The following is an 18,023-nucleotide window of genomic DNA, read 5'->3' as shown; positions in this document are numbered from 1 at the left end:
GATGGCGGTGCAGATTGCAGTGATCGATGACTGGCAGGACGTCGCGCGGGGTGTAGTCGACTGGTCGGTGCTCGACAGTCTCGGCGAAGTGACTTTCGTCCATGACTACCCGGCGGACAACGCCACGCTGGCCGAGCGCCTGGGCCGGTTCGAGGTGATTTGTGTGATGCGCGAACGCACGCGCTTCGATGAAGACCTGCTCAAGCGTTTGCCGAACCTCAAGCTGCTGGTCACCGGCGGCATGCGCAACGCAGCGTTGGACATGCCGGCCGCTGCCCGGTTCGGGATCAAGGTCTGCGGCACCGACAGCTATAAGCATGCAGCGCCGGAACTGACCTGGGCGCTGATCATGGCCGCCACCCGCAACCTGGTGAACGAGGCCAACGCCCTGCGCGCCGGCCAATGGCAACAGGGTCTGGGCGGCGATCTGCACGGCAAGACCCTCGGCATTCTCGGGCTCGGCAGCATCGGCCAACGGGTGGCGCAGTTCGGTCAGGTGTTCGGCATGCGGGTGATCGCCTGGAGCGAAAACCTGACCGCCGAGCGCGCCGAACAGGCCGGTGTCACCTATGTCAGCAAGCAGCAATTGTTCGAACAGGCCGACGTTTTGTCGGTGCACCTGGTGCTCAGCGACCGCAGTCGTGGCCTGGTCGATGCTCAGGCGCTGGACTGGATGAAGCCAACCGCCCTGCTGGTCAACACGGCGCGCGGGCCGATTGTCGACAAAGCCGCGCTGATCAAGGCCTTGCAGAAACAGCGCATCGGTGGCGCAGCCCTGGATGTGTTCGATGAAGAACCGTTGCCGGCACTGCATCCGTTTCGCACGCTGGACAATGTGCTGGCCACGCCTCATGTCGGATACGTCAGCCGACAGAACTATCAGCAGTTCTTTTCGCAGATGATCGAAGACATTCAGGCCTGGTCAGCGGGAGAACCGATTCGTCTGCTGAACTGACCTTCCTCCGATTCGCGGGCAACCCCTGCCCGCGAAGCAGCACCCACTGACCGCACGCCAACACAACTGTCCGCACCGCAACAGTGCACACGCACTTTCCTCGCGCCCGAAAACGTGACCGGCCGGTCACCGTTTTGCACCGTCCGCCCCTTCAAACATGCACTTCGTCGGTGCGATCACCCGCTCAAAGCCACGGTTTCCGTGAGCCTGCAACAGATTGTCGAACAATTCGTCCGATTGCCCTGGCCCGCTCTAGGATCTGGCCTAGACTGGTTTTCGCGGGGCGAAACCGGTCGGTCACAATGTGGAAATTTTGTCGAAACTTTTGCTGATCGCGACGGGTCATCTGAAAGACAAGGCCAAGGCGACTGGTTCATTCCTTGCAATGGCCTCTTCACCCATTCTGCTTGCGCGTGTTGGGTAGCGTTTGCTCACCGATGCGTGGCGCGTTTGCGCCCGGCCACAGGATTTGGCCATGGACATCGCTTGTTCAAGACAAGAATCAGATCAACAAAACGGGAGATTCATATGATCAGTGCGGCATTGGATATTCAGGGAGAGCGTGCTCATCAGCCGGTCGGCGAATCGAGCACCGTGAGCGTTCCCGGCAGCCGGTCGATCAACGTCCCGGGCACCAAGACGCTGACACCGGTAGCCAGTCAGAATCCCAACAAGAAGAAAGTGTTGTTCGTGACCTCGGAAATCGCCGATCTGGTGAAGACCGGCGGTCTTGGTGACGTTTCTGCCGCCCTGCCCCGCGCGATGGCGCATCTGCATGATGTCCGGGTGCTGATCCCCGGTTACCCGCAAGTGATGAACAGTGAAAATCCGATCCACATCATCGGCGAACTGGGCGGCCACGCCGCGCTGCCACCGTGCAAGATCGGGCGCATGGACATGCCTGACGGCCTGGTCATTTATGTGTTGATCTGCCCTGAACTCTACGCTCGCGACGGCGGCCCTTATGGCGCCAACAACGGACGCGACTGGCCGGACAACCACATCCGTTTCGCCCGTCTGGGTCTGGCCGCCGCCGATATCGCCGCCAACCTCGCACAAATCCACTGGTGCCCGGATCTGGTGCACGCCCATGACTGGCCGGCCGGTCTGGCGCCTGCTTACATGCACTGGCGCGGGCAACGCACGCCGACCCTGTTCACCATTCACAACCTCGCCTATCAAGGCGTGACCAGCCTGGGTTCGTGCCCGGAACTCGGGATTCCCGCCCATGCCCTGCAACAGGAAGGCATGGAGTTCTACGGCAAGATGTCGTTCCTCAAGGCCGGCATGGCCTATTCGAGCCACATCACCACGGTCAGCGCCACCTACGCGCAGGAAATCACCACCCCTGATTTCGGCTGCGGCCTCGACGGCTTTCTCGCCGCCAAGACCCAGCAAGGTTTGCTCAGCGGCATCCCCAACGGTATCGACGAGAGCTGGGACGCCGCCACCGACCCGCACCTGTTCGCGCCGTTTGCCATCGGCGACTGGGAAGGAAAAGCCGTCAACGCCGCCCATGTACGCGAACTGTTCGGTCTGAAAGACTCCGAAGGCCCGCTGTTTGCCGTGGTGTCGCGGCTGGTTTATCAAAAAGGCCTGGACCTGACCGAAGCGGTGTCGGAGTACATCGTGCAGAACGGCGGCCAGATCGCCATCATCGGACGCGGCGAGCCGGAAGAGGAACAGGCCATGCGCGAACTGGCCCTGCGTTTCCCCGGCCAGATCGGCGTGCGCATCGGCTTCAATGAAACCGACGCCCGGCGGATGTTCGCCGGCAGCGATTTCCTGCTGATGCCGTCGCGTTACGAACCTTGCGGCTTGAGCCAGATGTACGCTCAGCGTTTCGGCTCACTGCCGGTGGCGCGCAACACCGGCGGGCTGGCCGACACCATTGAAAACGGCGTCACCGGGTTCCTGTTCAACGAGTCCACGGCTGACAGCTACCGCGAAGCCCTGAGCCGCGCGTTCAAGGTGTTTGCCTTCCCGGATCTGCTGCACGCCATGCGCTGCCGGGCGATGGCTGCCCCGTTCAACTGGTGCAAGGCCGTCGAACCCTACGCCGAACTCTACGAACAACTGGTGGCCAAGGCCTTGGGTAAAACGCACCACAAATAACCAGGGAGGTTTTCAACGATGCCGTTACGGTCCCTTGAAACCTGGCCCCACGGCGCGATCATGCTGGATGCCGACCACACGCAATTCGCGTTGTGGGCGCCGGATGCGTTTTACGTCAGCGTCGAGCTGGGCAACGGTCGGTCTCTGCCCATGCTGCCGCAGGCGGATGGCTGGTTCGTGATCAAGAGCCGCTGCCCCGCCGGCAGTCGCTACCGCTACAACATCGACGGCGAACTGGAGGTGCCCGATCCGGCCTCCAGGGCGCAGGACGGCGACCTCGACCGCCAAAGCGTGGTCGTCGATCCGCACGCCTATGCCTGGCGGAATACAACGTGGCAGGGTCGGCCCTGGAACGAAGCAGTGATTTACGAGCTGCATGTCGGTGCCCTCGGCGGTTTTGCCGAAGTCGAGCAGCATCTGGCGCGCCTCGCCGGGTTGGGCATCACCGCCATCGAATTGATGCCGATCGCGCAGTTTCCCGGCGAGCGCAACTGGGGATACGACGGCGTGCTGCACTACGCGCCGCAAGCTTCCTATGGCACGCCGGAACAACTCAAACACCTGATCGACAGCGCCCACGGTTATGGCCTGGCGGTGATTCTCGACGTGGTCTACAACCACTTCGGCCCCGACGGCAATTACCTGCATCGCTACGCCAAGGGTTTCTTTCGCGAAGACAAACACACCCCGTGGGGCGCGGCCATTGATTTCCGCTGCCGCGAAGTACGGGACTTCTTCGTCGAAAACGCCTTGATGTGGCTGCTCGAATACCGTTTCGACGGACTACGCCTGGATGCTGTGCATGCCATAGAAAGCCCCGACTTCCTGCCTGAACTGGCGCAGCGCATACGGCAGCAGATCGATCCGTCGCGGCATGTCTGGCTGACCGTGGAGAACGAGCACAATCAGGCCAGCCTGCTGGAAGACGCCTACGATGCCCAGTGGAACGACGACGGCCACAATGCCCTGCACGTGCTGCTGACCGGCGAAACCGATGCCTATTACGCCGACTACGCCGAACACCCCACCGAGCAATTGGCCCGCTGCCTGAGTCAGGGTTTTGTGTTTCAGGGCCATCTGACCCGCCACGGCACGCCCCGTGGCGAGCCGAGCGAACATCTGCCGTCCACCGCGTTCGTGCTGTTCCTGCAGAACCATGACCAGATCGGTAACCGCGCCTTCGGCGAGCGCCTGCATCAACTGGCCGATCCGCGCGCGCTCCAGGCCGCTACGGTGTTGTTGCTGCTGTCACCGATGATTCCGCTGATGTTCATGGGCGACGAATACGCTGCCGAGCAACCGTTCCTGTTCTTCACCAGCCACCACGGCGAGCTCGCGAAGCTTGTGCGCGAAGGCCGGCGTAACGAGTTCGCCGCGTTCAGCGCCTTCGCCGATCCGCAACGCCGCGAGCAGATTCCCGATCCCAACGCCGAGCAGACGTTTCACGCCTCGCAACCGAGGCTGATCGGCAGCGGCACGCCGAAACAGCAGACAACGCTTGCGCTGTATCGACACCTGTTGCAGCTGCGCCACCAACACATCACCCCGCATTTGCCCGGCACCCAGGCACTCGGTGCACAGGTGCTGGGGTTTGGCGCCGTGAGTGCACGCTGGCGTCTGGGCGATGGCAGCGAGCTGCGAATCGACCTGAACCTCAGCGACACGCCAGTGGTCAACCCACCACAGGCCGACGCGGTGTGGCTCTTGCAGCAACCGCCCGCCGCCGACCTGCCGGACGCGGGCCGACTGCCCCCGTATTGCGCGCTCGTCAGCCTCACGGCCGCAACCCCTTTGCCACCCCTGGATGGAGAGCGCCTATGAGCGATGCGCAACTGGAAATTCTCGCCAGCCGAGCCGGCCTCGCGGTCGACTGGATCGATGCCAATGGCCGCCCGCAGAGAGTCGCGCCGGCCGTGCTGCGCAATGTCCTTACCGGGCTCGGTCACCCGGCCGGCTCAGCCCAGGAAATCGACGCCAGCCTGCTGGAACTGCAACAAGTGCAACAGGACCGCCAACTGCCGCCCTTGCTGACTGCCGATGTCGGCGCGGATCTGGACCTGGCGCGCTATTTCGAACCTGAAAGTCCCTGTGAGATTCATCTGGAGGACGGCACGCGGCTGTCGCTCAAGCTGGATGCCGATGCGGTGTTGCCCGGTGAGATCCCGGTCGGTTATCAGCAAGTTCACATCGCCGGTCAACAATTCACCCTGGCCGTGGCCCCCGAGCGCTGCTACAGCGTGGGCGATGCCGTGGACAGCCCGATCCCTCGCGCCTGGGGCCTGAGCGTGCAGCTTTACAGCCTGCGCCGCCCCGGCGACGGTGGTTTCGGCGACACCCAGGCGCTGGAAGAACTGGCCCGCAGCGCCGGCGAACGCGGTGCCGACGCTTTGGCGATCAGCCCGCTGCATGCGATGTTCAGCGCCGACACCGGGCGCTACAGCCCGTATTCGCCGTCCAGCCGTCTGTTTCTCAATTCGCTGTATGCCGCGCCGGGGACGATTCTCGGCGAGCGCGCCCTGCGTGATGCCATCGACACCGCCGGCCTCAACGATCAGTTCCAGCAACTGGAAAACCTGAAACTGATCGACTGGCCCAGCGCCGCCGACGCCAAGCAAAAACTGTTGCAAGCGCTGTACGAAGGTTTCACCCGTGGCGAACATCCGTTGCAGGCGGATTTTTCCAGCTACCGCGACGCGGGTGGCGAAGCGCTGGAAAACCACTGCCGCTTCGAAGCCATTCAGGAAATGCGTGCCGCCCGGGGCGAAAATCTCGACTGGCGTGAATGGCCGGAGCACTGGCACGACCCGCGAGGTGCCGCCCTCGGTGCGTTTGCCGAGGAGTACGCCGAGCGCATCGGCTACTTCGCGTTTTGCCAATGGTTGATCCACCGCTGCCTGGAGCGTGCACAGAACGCTGCGCGCAGCGCCGGCATGGGCATCGGTCTGATCGCTGACCTGGCGGTGGGTGCCGACGGCGCCGGCAGTCAGGCCTGGAGTTTTCAGGACGAATTGCTGGCGTCGCTGACCGTCGGGGCGCCACCGGACATCCTCAATCGCTCCGGCCAGGGCTGGGGCATCTCTGCATTCTCCCCGGAAGGCCTGATACGCAATGGTTTTCGTGCCTTCATCGACATGCTGCGCGCCAATTTTGCCCACGCCGGCGGCTTGCGCATCGACCACGTCATGGGCCTGCAACGGCTGTGGGTGATCCCGAACGGCGCGGCACCGGCGGACGGTGCTTACCTGTATTACCCGGTGGACGACTTGCTGCGGTTGCTGACCCTCGAATCCCACCGCCATCAGGCGATCGTGCTGGGCGAAGACCTCGGCACCGTGCCCGATGGCCTGCGGGAAAAACTGATCGCCCGCGCCATGCTCGGCATGCGCGTGCTGTTGTTCGAGCAGGACAACACCCATTTCAAACCGATCCTCGACTGGCCGGACAACGCGCTGGCCACCACCAGCACCCACGACCTCCCGACGCTCAATGGCTGGTGGCATGGCCGGGACATCGACTGGAATGCGCGACTCGGGCTGATCGACGCCAACGGTGAAATCGACTGGCGCCGTTATCGCGAACGCGAGCGCGAAGGCCTCCGGGGCGCCTTGAGCCAGGACCCGCAGAACTTTCGCGAGGAATCCCACGAGGCCGATCAAGTGGTCGACGCCAGTGTCCGTTTCCTCGGCCACACCCGCGCGCCGCTGGTGCTTCTACCGCTGGAAGACGCGTTGGGCCTGGACGAACAGGCCAATCTGCCCGGCACCATCGACACCCACCCCAACTGGTCACGGCGCCTGCCGGGCACCAGCGAAACGTTGCTCGATGGGGTTGATGCCGCGCGACGTCTGGAACTGCTCGCCTGCGCCCGCCTTCAGGCGGCCGAGCGTGACCAATGAGTGCACCGCCAGGCCAGTCGTTGCGCGCCACGGTGCGCCTGCAATTCCATAAAGGTTTCACCCTCGATCAGGCGGTGCCGCTGGTGGCGTACTTTGCCCGGCTCGGCATCAGCCATGTTTACGCCTCGCCGCTGCTCGCCGCCCGCGCCGGTTCCATGCACGGTTACGATGTGGTCGACCCGACCCGGGTCAACCCTGAACTCGGCGGCGAACCAGCCTTGCGCCGGTTGGTCGCGGCCCTGCGTGAACACGGCATGGGGCTGATCCTCGACATCGTCTCCAACCACATGGCGGTCGGTGGCGGTGACAATCCGTGGTGGCTCGATTTGCTGGAATGGGGCCGGCTCAGCCCCTATGGCGAGTTCTTCGATATCCAGTGGCACTCGCCCGATCCGTTGATGGAAGGCCAGTTGCTGCTGCCCTTTCTTGGCAGCGATTACGGCGTCGCGTTGCAGGACGGCACGCTGCCGCTGGTGTTCAACGCCGAGTGCGGCACCTTCCACGTCGAGCATTACGAGCATCACTTCCCGATCTGCCCCGGCGATTACGGCGAACTGCTCAAAGCCGACGAGCCGGCGAACGAGGCGCTCAAGTCGCTGGCCGATCGCTTCAGCACCCTCAGCTACCAGACCGACGCCCGCTCGCTGGCCCTCCCGCTCAAGGAAGAACTCCAGCAACTGGCCAGCGACCCGCACATCCTGCAAACCATCCAGCGCAACTTGATGCACTACGACTCAAAGACCGACGACGGTTTCCAGCGTCTGCATCAACTACTGGAGCGGCAAAGCTATCGCCTGGCCAGTTGGCGCACGGCGGCGGACGACATCAACTGGCGACGCTTCTTCGACATCAACGAACTCGGCGGTTTGCGTGTCGAACGGCCTGCCGTGTTCGAAGCTACCCACGGCAAGATCTTCCAGTTGATCGGAGAAGGCTTGATCGACGGTCTGCGCATCGACCACATCGACGGCCTCGCCGATCCCCGAGGCTATTGCCGCAAGCTACGTCGACGCCTCGACTTTCTGGCGCCGGGGCGACACTTGCCGATCTACGTCGAGAAGATTCTCGGCGACGGTGAAACCCTTCGCGCCGACTGGGCGGTGGATGGCAGCACCGGTTACGAGTTCATGAATCAGCTGTCGCTGCTGCAACACGACCCGGCCGGTGAACACGTGCTCGGAGACTTGTGGCAACGCCGTACCGAGCGTCCCGCGGCGTTTATCGAAGAAGCACGGCTGGCGCGTCAGCAGATTCTCAACGGCTCGCTGGCCAGTGATTGCGAAAGCGTTGCCCAGGCGCTGTTGCAAGTGGCGCGGGACGACCTGATGACCCGCGACCTCACGCTCGGCTCGATCCGCCGGGTGTTACAGGCGTTGATCGTGCATTTCCCGGTGTATCGCACCTACATCAGTGCGATGGGCCGTTCGGCGCAGGACGAGGTGTTTTTCCAGCAGGCCATGGAAGGTGCGCGCCAGACATTGAACGAAAGCGACTGGCCGGTGCTTGAGTCCGTGTCCGCCTGGCTCGGCGGCCAGCCGTGGCGGCGCAAACCCCGTGGGCGCTCGCGCAAGATCCTGCGCCACGCCTGCGTACGCTTTCAGCAACTGACCTCACCCGCCGCCGCCAAAGCCGTGGAAGACACCGCGCTGTACCGCTCGGCGGTGCTGCTGTCGCGCAATGACGTGGGCTACAACACCGAACAGTTCAGCGCCCCGGTCAGTGATTTTCACGCAACAAACCTGCAACGTCTGGCGACATTCCCCGACAACCTGCTGGCCACCGCCACCCACGACCACAAACGCGGCGAAGACACCCGCGCGCGCCTGGCCGTACTCAGTGAGCGCAGCCACTGGTACGCCGAACAGGTCGAGCTGTGGCGCGCCCTCGCCCGGCCGCTGCGCAGCGACGATCAGATGCCGTCGGCTGCTGACGAGTTGATCCTCTATCAGGCGCTGCTCGGCAGTTGGCCGCTGGAACTGCACAACGACGATCAGGATGGATTCGCCGACTACGCCAAACGCATCTGGCAATGGCAGCAGAAAGCCCTGCACGAAGCCAAGTTGCAAAGCAGCTGGAGTGCGCCGAACGAAGCCTACGAAAACGCCGCGCAATCCTTCACCGAGCAGTTGTTACTCGCTCCGGAAGGTGAGTTGCTGCGAGGGGCATTGGCAAAATCCGTCAACAGCATCGCCGCGGCCGGCGCCCTCAACAGTCTGGCGCAAACCTTGCTGCACGTGACCGTACCGGGCGTACCGGATCTGTATCAGGGCAACGAGTGCTGGGATTTCAGCCTGGTGGATCCGGACAACCGCCGGCCGGTGGACTACAGCTTGCGTGAACAATCACTGAAACCTGCTCCCGTATCGGAACTGCTGTCGAACTGGCGCAACGGGCGCATCAAGCAAGCGTTGATCGCTCAGGTACTGAACCTGCGCGCCGAACACACCGAGTTGTTTCGCCGAGGCTCGTACCAGGCCCTCGAGGTGCTGGGCAGCCAGGCGCACAACGTGCTCGCGTTTGCCCGCGAGCATGGGGGCCAACGGGCAATCGTCATCGTGCCGATCCGTTGCGCAACACTGCTGGAAAACGGTGCCGTCCCGCAGGTCGATGCGCTGCGCTGGGGCGATACGCGGGTCGAATTACCGTTCGCCGCCTTGGACGAAAATCTGAAGGGACTTTTTTCGAGCACCGCAGTCACAAAAAACAGGGAGCTGGAGGTCAGCGCTGCGCTGGGGGATGTCCCGGTCAATCTGTTTATCCAACACTTCTAGAAGCATGAGTTCAGTTCAGGAGCATTGCGATGAGTACCGACGATAAACGCATCCGCGAATTCGCCTATCAGATCTGGGAATCGGAAGGTAAGCCCGAAGGCCATGAAGCCCGCCACTGGGAGATGGCGCGCAAACTGGCCGAAGCCGAAGCTTTGGCACCGAAAAAATCGCCGAAGGCGGCGACTGGCAAAACGGCAGCCACCAAAGCCTCTGCGGCCAAGCCCAAGGCCACGACGGCGAAAGCCAAACCGGCGAGTGCCGCGAAAGTGATTCCACCGGGCGAAAAAGCCGCCGAGAAAAAGCCCCGCGCGCCCCGCAAACCCCCGGCAGCCTGAGGCTTTTCGAACCGTTGAACTGAATGGCCGTGTGGCGGGTTCGCTCGCCACCGAGGGTTCACTCGCCCTTTAAAAATGCCCACCCCGATTTGCAGGAGCAATCATGACCCGTCCAAAGAAAGCCGAGCCCGCCGCACACGCCGAGCCCTCGCGAATCCGTGAAGGCCTGCCCTTCCCGCTCGGCGCGACCTGGGATGGTCTGGGGGTGAACTTTGCGCTGTTTTCCGCCAACGCCACCCGCGTCGAACTGTGCATTTTCGACGATGCTGGCGAAGTCGAACTCGAACGCATCGAACTGCCGGAATATACCGACGAAATCTTCCACGGCTACCTGCCCGACGCGCACCCGGGCCTGATTTACGGCTACCGGGTCTACGGCCCCTACGACCCGGCCAACGGCCACCGCTTCAACCACAACAAATTGCTGATCGATCCCTACGCCAAACAACTGGTCGGTCAGTTGAAATGGTCCGAAGCGCTGTTCGGCTACACCATCGGCCACCCGGATGCCGACCTCAGTTTCGACGAGCGTGACAGCGCGCCCTTCGTACCCAAATGCAAGGTCATCGACCCGGCGCACACCTGGGGCAACGACCATCGCGTCAGCGTGCCGTGGGACAAGACCATCATTTACGAAACCCATGTGCGCGGCATCAGCATGCGCCACCCCGCCGTGCCGGATAACGTGCGCGGCACGTTTGCCGGGCTGATGGTCGACGATGTGCTGGAACACATCCGCAAACTCGGCGTGTCCACCGTCGAGCTGCTGCCGATTCACGCCTTCGTCAACGATCAGCACCTGCTGCACAAAGGCATGACCAATTACTGGGGCTACAACAGCATCGCCTTCTTCGCCCCGGACCCGCGTTATCTGGCCAGTGGCAAGATCGCCGAGTTCAAGGAGATGGTCGCGCACCTGCATGAAGCCAATCTCGAAGTGATTCTCGACGTGGTCTACAACCACACCGCCGAGGGCAACGAGCAAGGCCCCACTCTGTCGATGCGCGGGATCGACAACGCTTCGTACTATCGGCTGATGCCGGACGACAAGCGCTTCTACATCAACGATTCCGGCACTGGCAACACCCTCGACCTGAGTCACCCGTGCGTGCTGCAAATGGTCACTGATTCGTTGCGCTACTGGGCCAGTGAAATGCACGTCGATGGTTTCCGCTTTGACCTGGCAACCATTCTTGGCCGCTACCACGACGGTTTCGACGAACGTCACAGCTTCCTAGTCGCCTGCCGCCAGGACCCGGTGCTGCGCCAGGTGAAACTGATTGCCGAGCCGTGGGACTGTGGCCCCGGTGGCTATCAGGTCGGCAACTTCCCGCCGGGTTGGGTCGAATGGAACGACAAGTTCCGCGACACCGTGCGTGCATTCTGGAAAGGTGACGACGGTCAGCTCGCCGACTTCGCCAGCCGCATGACCGCTTCCGGCGAGATGTTCAATCAGCGCGGCCGACGCCCTTACTCGTCGGTGAACTTCGTCACCGCCCACGACGGTTTCACCCTCAACGATCTGGTGTCCTACAACGACAAGCACAACGAGGCCAACGACGAAAACAACCAGGACGGCAGCAACAACAACCTGTCCTGGAACCACGGCGTCGAGGGGCCCACCGACGATCCGGAAATCAATGCGCTGCGTCACCGGCAGATGCGCAACTTCTTTGCCACCCTGTTGCTGGCCCAGGGCACGCCGATGCTGGTGGCCGGCGACGAGTTCGCCCGCACCCAGGACGGCAACAACAACGCCTACTGCCAGGACAGCGAGATCGGATGGGTCAACTGGGACTTGAGCGAGGATGGCAAGGCGCTGCTCAAATTTGTCAAACGCCTGATCAAGCTGCGCCTGACCTACCCGATCCTGCGGCGCGGGCGTTTTCTGGTGGGTGAATACAACGAAGACATCGGGGTCAAGGACGTGACCTGGCTGGCCCCGGACGCCACGGAAATGACCACCGAACACTGGCACGATGCGCACAACCGCTGCCTGGGCATGTTGCTCGATGGCCGCGCCCAGGAAACCGGCATCCGCCGCAAGGGCGCCGACGCGACGTTGCTGCTGGTGGTCAACGCCCATCACGACATCGTCAACTTCACGCTGCCGGAAGTGCCTGAAGGCAGTTTCTGGACCTGCATGGTCGACACCAACCAACCGTCGATCCGCGGTCAGGAGCGCTTCAATTTCGGGCATCAATATTCGGTTACAGGGCGCTCGCTGCTGTTGTTTGAACTGCAACGCGACGAAGAAGACTGAGCGCAAGACACCGACACATCGGCCTCCACCGCTGGGTCTGCGATCACGACTTGAGAGTTACGGCACAGCTTGAATAAAAAAAACCGGAGCAGATTGATCTGCAACGCGACGAACCGTGCGTCTTGAGCAATACTCAGCATCGCGGCAATCCAGGGTTCGGAGCGCTGCAGGGTTATCAACCAGCCTTCACGGGTCAGACACGCGTTGCCGTGGGTGACTGAAGGCCAGACTCAACAAGGACGTCCTGCCCCATGAAACCGTTATCTCTCAGCGAAAGCGGCCTGCCGGCGCAAATCTGGAACAGCGCCGCGCAACTCGACAACATCCCCGTCATCAACACCCATAGCCTCGTGCCGCCCGGCGCGCGTGCGGTGGTCATTGCGCCACACCCCGGTGACGAAGTGGTGACCTGCGGCGGCTTGCTGCAACTGTTGTCTTCCCTTGGTCATCCCCTGCAATTGCTCTCGATCACCGACGGCAGCGCCAGCCATCCCGGCTCGCGCCAGTGGTCGGAAAAACGCCTGAGCGTGTTCCGCCCCCAGGAAAGCGTCGAAGCCTTGCGCCGCCTGGGCCTGCCGATGCACAGCCTGAAATGGGTGCGCGGCGGTTTCACAGACAATGCCCTGTTTGAACAGGAAGCCCAATTGACCGAGTTCATCTCGCGTTACCTGCGACCCGGTGACGTGGTGTTCAGCACCTGGTGCGAAGACGGCACCGAAGATCATGAAGTGGTCGGTCGGGCCAGCGCCAAAGCCGCACGACTGGCCGGTGCCAGCTACCACGATGTGCCGGTCTGGGCCTGGCACTGGCCCGAGCGCGATCAGGCACAGATTCCGTGGCACCGCGCGCGCAAGCTGCGCCTCGATACCTGGACCGTCGCGCGCAAAAGCCACGCCACCCACGCCTACGCCAGCCAGTTGAACGGCGAACCGGCCATCGGCATTGCACCGTTGTTGCCCAGGGCTATTCTGGAGCGCATGCGCCTGCCTTATGAAATTGTCTTCGTAGATTGAGGGCCAGGCGCGGGCAGTCACTCCATGTGAACTGCCCGCGCCCGGATCAGTCGCATGAAAAGGCAGTCATGATTCAGAGGAGCGACCGTGTCCAGCGACCCCAAGCGTCACGTCATCGACGCACAGCCCTTGAACCCGTCGACCATCCATCGCCTGCGGGTGTTGACGGTCAACACGCACAAGGGTTTTACCGCACTCAACCGGCGTTTCATCCTTCCGGAGCTGCGTGAAGCGGTGCGCAGTACCCGCGCCGACCTGGTGTTTCTTCAGGAAGTGGTGGGCGAACACGAACGGCATTCGAATCGCTACAACGAGTGGCCACAAACCTCGCAGTACGAATTCCTCGCCGACAGCATGTGGAGCGATTTCGCCTACGGACGCAACGCCGTCTACCCCGACGGCCACCACGGCAATGCCCTGCTGTCGAAGTACCCGATCCGCGAATACCGCAACCTCGATGTCTCGATAACCGGCCCGGAACGCCGCGGTCTGCTGCACTGCGTACTGGATGTACCGGGGCACGATGAGGTTCATGCGATCTGCGTGCACCTGAGCCTGCTCGAAAGCCACCGTCAATTGCAGCTGCAACTGCTCTGTCAGTTGCTCGAGTCCCTGCCGGAGGACGCGCCGGTGATCATCGCCGGCGACTTCAATGACTGGCAGATGCAGGGCAACCTCACCCTCTCCCGCCGCGACTACCTGCACGAAGCCTTCGAGCGTCATCACGGCCGGCCCGCCAAGACCTACCCGGCGCGCTTCCCGCTGCTGCGGCTGGACCGGGTCTACCTGCGCAATGCCAGCAGCCATGATCCGCAGATACTCGGCAACAAGCCCTGGACGCATTTGTCGGATCACTTGCCGCTGGCGGTCGAGGTGCATCTGTAGTTCGACCGCGCCACGAGTGTCTACACCAGCACCGACTACAGTCGCAATATTGACAGCAATGACCTGCGTGGCCTGGCAGGAAATCTGGGCGTTCGCATCAGTTGGCAAGCCGATAGCAGGCTAAGCAAACGCTCTGTTTCGCGGTTTCAGGTGTGTTTTTCCCTGCAAACAACAACTTAGATATGTGCAGAAAAACAAACGCTTGCAACCTCTGATTTAGCCATACCGCTCATCGTCCAATTTCTTGACGCAGGGACATCGGTCTTCTTAGCTCTACCTTACTACCCCCGGAAACACTACCCGGGGCGGGCCTTCGGACACTCGTGAAAACGGGTGGCTGCGGGTTCGCCTCGCTCCATTCGGTCGCCCCTCGTTCGGGGTAGGAGAGACGCCAAGGCGAGATACCACATGCGCTAGCAAGGTAGATCTTCATGAAAACCTCACTCACCCCACACGAGATCAAAATCACCTTTTGCACCGTTTCAAGTTCTATCTTGCTGTGCTCATCCATGGAGGCGCAGGCGGGTCCTGTGGCGGATGAGACCACGCCCTGGTATCGCCAGGACGTGCCGATCCTGACGCTGCCCGCGACCGTCATCACCCCCGACCCGCAACGCTTGAGCCCGCGCCCCGACCTGCGCGGCAACCACCTGATCACCGAAGACCTTACCCCCTCGGCCTGGGATCAACTCTACGGACAAGCCTCTCGCCAGGCACAGACCGACCTCCTCAACCCCGGGTTCGCGACACCTGGCGGTGGAGCGCTCAAAGGACCGCCAGTGCTGACTCTGCAAGGCAGCAGCGGCCAGACCCAACGGATCGGATTGATCGGCGGCACGTACCAGATCCAGGGCAACGGCAACGGTCTGATCGTCAACCGCGCCCTCGTCGATCCGACCACCGACACCCTCAACCTGCAAGGCCAGAGCCTCGGCGCCTACTACAGCCTGACCGGATCCGAAGGCTGGCACGTCGACCTGTCGGCCAGCGGTGGCCGGGTCAGTGGCTTCAGCCGTAATGAACAGGGCGCGCGCCTGGCCACTGAGGGCAGTGCGATGACGTTCTCGGTGGAGGGCGGGTTCCCGATCGGCTTGAGCGAAAACTGGGTTGTCGAGCCACAGGCGCAGTTGATCAATCAGCGGATCACCCTCGACACGCCTTACGCGGGTTCGGGCAACGCTTCATCGAGTGACATTTCGTCCTGGAGCGGCCGGGTCGGCGCTCGGCTGAAAGGCAGTTACGACCTGAGCGGTCTGCCGGTCGAACCCTACGTTCGCACCAACTTGTGGCACACGGTGTACACCGGCAACACGGTGACCCTCGATCAGGTGGACAAGATCAGCAGCAGCCGCAAGTCATCGACGGTGGAGTTGGGTCTGGGTCTGGTGGCGAAGGTCACGCCGTCGGTGAGCCTGTACGTCAGCGCCGACTACAGCAGTGACGTGGATGACAATGATCTGAACGGGTTGATCGGCAGTCTGGGAATCCGGATGCGCTGGTAAGGACACTTCCAGTCGCCCTGCGGGAGCGAGCCGCTCGCTCCCGCAGGTGCTTCATCAACGTTCGGGCTTGAGGATCAACACCGCCAGTGGCGGCAGATTCAGCTCCAGCGACAACGCCTGGCCATGGCTGGGCACATCATCGGTGAACGCCCCGCCACCATTGCCGTAATTGGAACCGGCATAGGTGTCGGCATCACTGTTGAGCAACTCGCTCCAGCGCCCGGCAAACGGCACACCCACCCGATACGACTGACGCGGCACTGGCGTGAAGTTGGCCACCACCAACACCGGGGAGCCATCCTTGCTCCAGCGCAGCCAGGCATAGACGCTGTTGATCGCATCGTCACCGATCAGCCACTGAAACCCTTGCGGCGCGTCGTCCTGTTCGTGCAGCGCCGGCTCTTCGCGGTACAAACGGTTGAGGTCGCCGACCAGTTTCTGCACGCCTTTGTGCTCGGAATACTGGAGCAGATACCAATCCAGCTGCTGATCGTGATTCCACTCACGCCACTGGCCGAACTCGCAACCCATGAACAGCAGTTTCTTGCCCGGATGGGTCCACATGAAGCTCAGGTAAGCGCGCAGGTTGGCGAATTTCTGCCAGCGGTCGCCGGGCATCTTGTCGATCAGCGAGTGCTTGCCGTGCACCACTTCGTCATGGGAAATCGGCAGGATGAATCGCTCGGACCAGGCGTAGACCAGACCGAAACTCAGCTCGTTGTGATGATGGGCGCGGTACACCGGATCCTGCTGGATGTAATGCAGCGAATCGTGCATCCAGCCCATGTTCCACTTGTAGGCAAAACCGAGGCCGCCCTGCTGGGTACTTTGACTGACGCCGGGCCACGCCGTGGATTCCTCGGCAATCACTAAAGCTCCCGGTGCTTCCAGCGCCACCACATCATTCAAATGGCGAAGGAAGTCGATGGCTTCCAGATTCTCCCGACCGCCGTGGCGATTGGGCACCCACTCCCCGGCCTTGCGCGAATAGTCGCGGTACAGCATCGATGCCACCGCATCGACCCGCAATCCATCGACGTGGAAATGCTTCAGCCAATGCAATGCCGAAGCCAGCATGTAGCCATGCACTTCGGTGCGGCCCAGGTTGTAGATCAGCGTGTCCCAGTCCTGATGAAAGCCTTCCAGCGGGTTGCCGTATTCGTACAGCGCGGTGCCGTCGAACTGCGCCAGGCCATGGGTATCGGTCGGAAAATGCGCCGGCACCCAGTCGAGAATCACGCCGATTTCCGCCTGATGGCAGGCATTGATGAACGCCGCGAACTCGTCCGGCGTACCGTAACGCGCGCTCGGCGCGAACTGCGACAGCAACTGGTAACCCCAGGAGCCGCCGAACGGATGCTCCATGATCGGCATCAGTTCGATGTGGGTGAAACCCAGTTCCTTGACGTAGGGAATCAGTCGCTCGGCCAGCTCCGGCCACGTGTACTGACGGGCGACTTCACCGAGATCGTCGAGTTCACACTGCCAGGACCCGGCATGCAGCTCATAGATCGACAGCGGCGCATTATGTTGCTGGCGCTCGCTGCGCCCACTCATCCAGTCCTGATCCTGCCAGTCGACTTGCAGCAGTGTGGCGACTTTAGAGGCCGTATCCGGCGGCAGGCTGGTGGCCAGCGCCATCGGGTCAGCCTTGAGCGGCAGGATACCGTGAGCGCCGAGGATTTCGTATTTGTACAGATCGCCCGCCTGCAGGCGCGGAATGAACAACTCCCAGACCCCGGACGGATGCCGCAGACGCATCGGATGCCGACGCCCGTCCCAGACGTTGAAGTCACCGACCACCGACACCCGTCGGGCATTCGGCGCCCACACGGCAAACCGTACGCCGTCGACGCCATCGACGGTTTTCAGCTGCGCTCCGAGGCAACCGCTGAGGTCGCGATGATTGCCCTCGGCGAACAGGTACAAATCCATTTCACCGAGCAACGGCCCGAAGCTGTAGGGGTCTTCCGCGACCTGTTCGCCACCGGCCCAGCGGGTGCGCAACTGATACGGCCGCGAAGGCTCGAAATGCCCGACGAACAGCCCCGGCGTTTCGGTCGCCTCCAGCGGACCGCGCTCCTCGCCGGTGTCCTTGTCCAGCACCGTGACACTCAATGCACCGGGCAGATACGCCCGGATGAACTGCCCGCCGGCACCATCGCCGTGGGGTCCGAGAATGGAAAACGGGTCCTGATGTTCTGCGCGCACCAAGGCATCGATGTCCTTCGCCCTGGGCAGCAAGCGTTCTTTAACGTGACCCTGTTCCTTGTTCGAGAAACTCATGA

The 18,023-nt window shown here is 62.4% G+C and carries 11 protein-coding genes; 10 read left to right on the top strand and 1 reads right to left on the bottom strand.

Going from position 1 to position 18,023, the window contains the following annotated elements:
- Position 1: 1 nt before the first annotated feature.
- The 10 genes from AC1RMX_RS04350 to AC1RMX_RS04305 all read left to right on the top strand — a co-directional run bounded on the left by AC1RMX_RS04350 (position 2) and on the right by AC1RMX_RS04305 (position 15,735).
- Positions 2–955: a D-2-hydroxyacid dehydrogenase family protein gene (locus AC1RMX_RS04350; RefSeq protein ID WP_493070625.1), complete on the top strand. Its 954-nt coding sequence runs from the start codon at positions 2–4 to the stop codon at positions 953–955.
- Between the two features lie 528 nt (positions 956–1,483).
- Positions 1,484–3,070: a glycogen synthase GlgA gene (glgA, locus tag AC1RMX_RS04345; protein WP_096820276.1), complete on the top strand. Its 1,587-nt coding sequence runs from the start codon at positions 1,484–1,486 to the stop codon at positions 3,068–3,070.
- 18 nt (positions 3,071–3,088) lie between these two features.
- Positions 3,089–4,891, top strand: coding sequence for a malto-oligosyltrehalose trehalohydrolase (gene treZ / locus AC1RMX_RS04340; RefSeq protein ID WP_493070623.1), 1,803 nt, complete (start codon positions 3,089–3,091; stop codon positions 4,889–4,891).
- Positions 4,888–6,966, top strand: a complete 2,079-nt coding sequence (gene malQ, locus AC1RMX_RS04335; RefSeq protein ID WP_096820274.1) for a 4-alpha-glucanotransferase — start codon at positions 4,888–4,890, stop codon at positions 6,964–6,966. Before treZ ends, malQ begins: the two co-directional genes overlap by 4 nt.
- A complete protein-coding gene (locus tag AC1RMX_RS04330) occupies positions 6,963–9,737 on the top strand; it encodes a malto-oligosyltrehalose synthase (protein ID WP_493070621.1) in 2,775 nt (924 codons plus the stop codon). Before malQ ends, AC1RMX_RS04330 begins: the two co-directional genes overlap by 4 nt.
- Positions 9,738–9,766: 29 nt before the next feature.
- Positions 9,767–10,072: a DUF2934 domain-containing protein gene (locus AC1RMX_RS04325; protein WP_493070619.1), complete on the top strand. Its 306-nt coding sequence runs from the start codon at positions 9,767–9,769 to the stop codon at positions 10,070–10,072.
- 103 nt (positions 10,073–10,175) lie between these two features.
- Positions 10,176–12,335: a glycogen debranching protein GlgX gene (gene glgX, locus AC1RMX_RS04320; RefSeq protein ID WP_493070617.1), complete on the top strand. Its 2,160-nt coding sequence runs from the start codon at positions 10,176–10,178 to the stop codon at positions 12,333–12,335.
- Positions 12,336–12,586: 251 nt separating this feature from the next.
- Entirely contained in the window at positions 12,587–13,348 is a 762-nt protein-coding gene (locus tag AC1RMX_RS04315) for a PIG-L deacetylase family protein (protein ID WP_096820270.1), read from the top strand.
- An 87-nt stretch (positions 13,349–13,435) separates the two neighbouring features.
- Positions 13,436–14,233 carry an endonuclease/exonuclease/phosphatase family protein gene (locus tag AC1RMX_RS04310; RefSeq protein ID WP_096820269.1) on the top strand — a complete coding sequence of 266 codons (798 nt, stop codon included), beginning with the start codon at positions 13,436–13,438 and terminating at the stop codon, positions 14,231–14,233.
- 431 nt (positions 14,234–14,664) lie between these two features.
- Positions 14,665–15,735 (top strand): autotransporter domain-containing protein, encoded by a 1,071-nt coding sequence (locus AC1RMX_RS04305; RefSeq protein WP_493070615.1) that lies wholly within the window; start codon positions 14,665–14,667, stop codon positions 15,733–15,735.
- A gap of 54 nt (positions 15,736–15,789) precedes the next feature.
- Here the strand turns inward: AC1RMX_RS04305 and glgB are convergent, their stop codons facing one another.
- Positions 15,790–18,021, bottom strand: a complete 2,232-nt coding sequence (gene glgB / locus AC1RMX_RS04300) for a 1,4-alpha-glucan branching protein GlgB (protein WP_493070613.1) — start codon at positions 18,019–18,021, stop codon at positions 15,790–15,792.
- Positions 18,022–18,023 lie beyond the last annotated feature (2 nt).

It is taken from the genome of Pseudomonas sp. GW822-FHT03F04, from assembly GCF_058801405.1.
This window is presented reverse-complemented; position numbering and strand designations above follow the sequence as displayed.